The sequence below is a fragment of the Mesorhizobium sp. M2A.F.Ca.ET.067.02.1.1 genome (assembly GCF_004023285.1).
Taxonomy (GTDB): Bacteria; Pseudomonadota; Alphaproteobacteria; order Rhizobiales; family Rhizobiaceae; genus Mesorhizobium.
On the sequence record NZ_RZSB01000557.1, the window covers coordinates 1 to 3,966 of the forward strand.

General features: G+C 65.1%; 4 protein-coding genes and 1 pseudogene. All 5 read left to right on the forward strand.

Annotated elements, in window-relative coordinates; all coding sequences use genetic code 11:
* Nucleotides 1–439: heme-binding protein (locus tag EOA28_RS27430; protein ID WP_189342205.1), on the forward strand; the 439-nt coding region annotated here is incomplete at its 5' end.
* The gene (locus EOA28_RS27435; protein WP_127249216.1) at nucleotides 436–2,310 is read left to right on the forward strand and encodes a methanol/ethanol family PQQ-dependent dehydrogenase; all 1,875 of its coding nucleotides are present in this window, start codon (nucleotides 436–438) and stop codon (nucleotides 2,308–2,310) included. The genes EOA28_RS27430 and EOA28_RS27435, both read left to right, overlap by 4 nt.
* Before the next feature lie 46 nt (nucleotides 2,311–2,356).
* Nucleotides 2,357–3,160 (forward strand): substrate-binding domain-containing protein, encoded by an 804-nt coding sequence (locus EOA28_RS27440; protein WP_245463446.1) that lies wholly within the window; start codon nucleotides 2,357–2,359, stop codon nucleotides 3,158–3,160.
* Entirely contained in the window at nucleotides 3,157–3,690 is a 534-nt protein-coding gene (locus EOA28_RS27445) for a c-type cytochrome (protein ID WP_127249214.1), read from the forward strand. The genes EOA28_RS27440 and EOA28_RS27445 overlap by 4 nt, the downstream gene beginning before the upstream one ends.
* Nucleotides 3,687–3,966: pseudogene (locus EOA28_RS27450) on the forward strand (cytochrome c oxidase subunit II); the annotation flags it as partial. The gene EOA28_RS27445 and the pseudogene EOA28_RS27450, both read left to right, overlap by 4 nt.

Below are 3,966 nucleotides of genomic sequence, written 5' to 3' on the forward strand. Positions count from 1 at the left end.
CCTCTTTGCCGGGGTGCAGCCCGGTGGGCCGCTGTTCGGCCTGCAGGCGACCAACCCCGTCAACGAAGCAGCGGCTTACGCAGGCGACCCCAAGACGTTTGGCAGCGCCAGTGACCCGCTGATCGGCAAGCCGATCGGAGGCGTCGTCGTGTTTGGCGGGGGCCTGGCACTTTACGACGGCAAAACAATTGTCGGCGGCCTCGGTGTCAGTGGCGATTCCTCCTGCGCCGATCACAATATCGCCTGGCGCGTGCGCGCAGCCCTTGGCTTCGACAAGGTCCCGGCGGGCGTCAATCCCAACCGAAAGGACGCCATCATCTACGATCTCGATCCCGGCGGGAAAAGCGCCTCCGGCTGGGGGCATCCGCTTTGTGCCGGCCACGAGGCCGACATCGCGGCGGAAATCGGTTCCGGCGTCGGAGGTTCGACGCCCAAATGAAGCAAGCGCACCCAGCACGATCCAGGGATCACGCCTCACTGGCCGGCTACCCGTCGGCACTCCGAAGATATTCTCCAAGCATCTTTCCGACCCTGCTGCTGGCCTGCGCTACGTCGCTGATGGCCGCTTCACAGCCTCCGCCGGCACCGGCGATTTCTCCGCCTGCCGCGGCCGCGCCGCCCGATGACGGGCAATGGACGATGCCGGCCAAGAACTACGCCTCGACGCGCTTTAGCGAGCTCGCGGAAATCAACGAAGGCAACGTCAAGAACCTGCAGGTCGCCTTCACCTTCTCGACCGGAGTGAACAAGGGCCAGGAAGCGGCGCCGCTGGTCGTCGGCAACACGATGTATATCGTCACGCCCTTTCCGAACATCGTCTACGCGCTCGACCTCTCCAAGCCCGGCGCGCCGATAAAATGGAAATACGAGCCCAACCCCGAGCCGGCCGCGCAAGGGGTCGCGTGCTGCGACGTCGTCAACCGCGGCGCAGCCTTCGCGGACGGGCGCGTCTTCTTCAACACGCTGGACGGCCACACCATCGCGCTCGACGCGAACAGCGGCCAGCCGATCTGGAACGCCCATATCGGCAACATCAATATCGGCGAGACCATCACCATGGCGCCGCTCGTGGTGAAAGGCAAAGTGCTGGTCGGCAATTCCGGCGGCGAGATGGGCGTGCGCGGCTGGGTCAAGGCGCTCGACGCCGGCGACGGTCATGTCGTGTGGACGGCTTACAACACCGGGCCCGACAAGGACGTGCTGATCGGCCCGGACTTCAAGCCGCATTACGACATGGACAAGGGCAAGGACCTCGGCGTCACGACATGGCCGCCCGAGGCGTGGAAGATCGGCGGCGGCAACATGTGGGGCTGGATTTCCTACGATCCCGACCTCAACCTGATCTTCCACGGCACCGGTAATCCCGGCCCGTGGAATCCCGACCTGCGGCCTGGCGACAACAAATGGACATCGGGAATCTTCGCGCGCGACCCCGACACCGGAGCGGCGAAATGGTTCTATCAATGGACCCCGCACGATCTCCACGATTATGACGGCATCAATGAGCAGGTCCTGCTCGACATGAACTGGCAGGGCAAGCCGCGCAAGGTGCTGGTCCGCCCGGAACGCAACGGCTATCTCTACGTGCTTGATCGCGCCACCGGCGAGGTCCTGTCTGCAAAACCTTATGGCCCCGTCAATTCCAGCAAGGGCGTCGATCTCAAGACTGGCAGATTGATGGAAAATCCGGACAAGCTGACGGGTACCGGCAAGGTCGTCCGCGACATCTGTCCGACCGCGTCGGGCCTCAAGGACTGGCAGCCTTCGGCCTTTTCGCCGAGGACTGGCCTGCTCTACATCCCGCACAACAATCTGTGCATGGACGAAGAAGGCGTCGAGGTGAACTACATCGCCGGCACGCCTTATGTCGGAATGAACGTGCGCATGATTCCCGGGCCGGGCGGCAACCGCGGCGCCTTCACCGCCTGGGATATCGCCGCCGAGAAACCAGCCTGGAGCCTCAAGGAGAATTTCCCGGTGTGGAGCGGTGCGGTCGTGACCGCTGGCGACGTGGTTTTCTATGGGACGATGGAAGGCTGGTTCAAGGCGGTGAGCGCCAAGACCGGCGACCTGCTCTGGCAGTTCAAGACCTCGTCCGGCATCATCGGCCAACCCATCACCTATCGTGGCCCGGATGGCCACCAATATGTCGCCGTTTTGTCCGGCGTCGGCGGCTGGGCCGGCGCCATCGTTTCGGGCGACCTCGACCCGCGCGATGCCACCGCCGCGCTCGGTTTCGTCAATGCGATGAAGGACCTGAAGAACGCGACCACGGCGGGAGGCACGCTTTATGTGTTCCGTCTGCCCTGATGCATTCGGCTTGATCCACGGCGCGGCCCAGAAGCTGCTCACGCGCATGGCGCTCGGCATCGCCGCGCTCGCCTTGCTGCTCTTGCCGGCGACGGCCGGCGCTCGTGAGCTCAGGGTCTGCGCCGACCCGAACAACCTGCCCTTTTCCAACGCGGCCGGCCAGGGCTTCGAAAACAGGATCGCGCAAATCATCGCCGACGATCTCGGGGCCAAGCTGACCTACACCTGGTGGGCGCAGCGCCGCGGCTTCGTGCGCAACACGCTGAAGGCGGGGCTGTGCGACCTCGTGCCCGGCACGCCTGCCAATCTCGAAATGCTGCGCACCACCACGCCCTATTATCGGTCGTCCTATGTCTTCGTGACCCGCCAGCACAGCCCGGATGTGACCTCCTTCAACGACCCGCGGCTGCGTGACTTGCGCATCGGCGTTCAGCTCATCGGCGACGACGGCGCCAACTCGCCTCCTGTCCAGGCGCTTGGCCGCCGCGGCATCGTCGGGCATCTCATCGGCTACCCCGTCTATGGCGATTACTCCGCTCCCAATCCGCCGGCGCGCATCGTCGACGCGGTGGCGAGCGGCGAGATCGACGTCGCCGTGGTATGGGGTCCGCTTGCCGGCTATTTCGCCCAGAAGCAGAGGGTGCCGCTACGCATCACGCCGGTCACGCCGCGCATAGACGGACCGCAACTGCCCATGATTTACGATATCTCCATGGGCGTTCGGCGTGAGGACGATGCGCTGCGTGGCGATGTGAACAGCGCTCTCGCCAGGCACAAGGCCGAGATAGACGCCTTGTTGGTTCAATATGCAGTGCCGCGTCTCGATGCCTCCGGGAGCCCTGTGCGATGAGACCGGTTGTCGCGCTGCTCCTGTTCGCGTCGCTGGCCCTTGCTGCCTGCCAGCGCGAGGAACGGGACACACGCCCGCAATCGGCGCTCGGCTCCGGCGAACAGCCGACTCCGGTTACAACGCTGGAACCCGGCGGGCAGCGCCCCTCGCCCACGGACAACAAGGCGGCGAGCTTCGAGGCCAACGCCTTTCATCTCAGCGAAGGCAAGCGCCTGTTCGGCTGGTTCAACTGTTCGGGATGCCATGCCAATGGCGGCGGCGGCATGGGCCCCGCGCTGATGGACGAAAAATGGATCTATGGCAGCTCGATGGAAAGCATCCATGCCACGATCCGCGACGGTCGCCCGAACGGCATGCCGAGCTTCCGCCACAAGATCCCGGACGACCAGATCTGGGAGCTTGCGGCCTTCGTTCGCTCGCTTAGCGGCAACGCGCCCTCCTCCGCCGCGCCGTCGCGCAACGACGACATGATGGCGCATCCGTCCGAAAACCGCATGCCGGATGCCGCCACGCTGGGGAAGTCGCCGTGAAACGCCTCGCCTCGATTGCGTTCGCCACGGCAATCACCCTGTTTCTTCAGGGATGCGCAGGCTGGCAATCGGCGCTTGACCCAAAAGGTCCGGCGGCGAGCGAGCTCGCATGGCTGATCTGGTTCTTCACCGGCCTGTGCGCGGTGGTGTGGGTGCTGGTGATGGCCGCCCTTGCCGTGCCGTTGCTGATGCGCTCGCGGCAACATGCCGAGCCGCTTGCGCTGGACGCCGGCGCCGACAGCCGCAAGCTGCGCGTGGTGATGGTCGCCGTCGGAC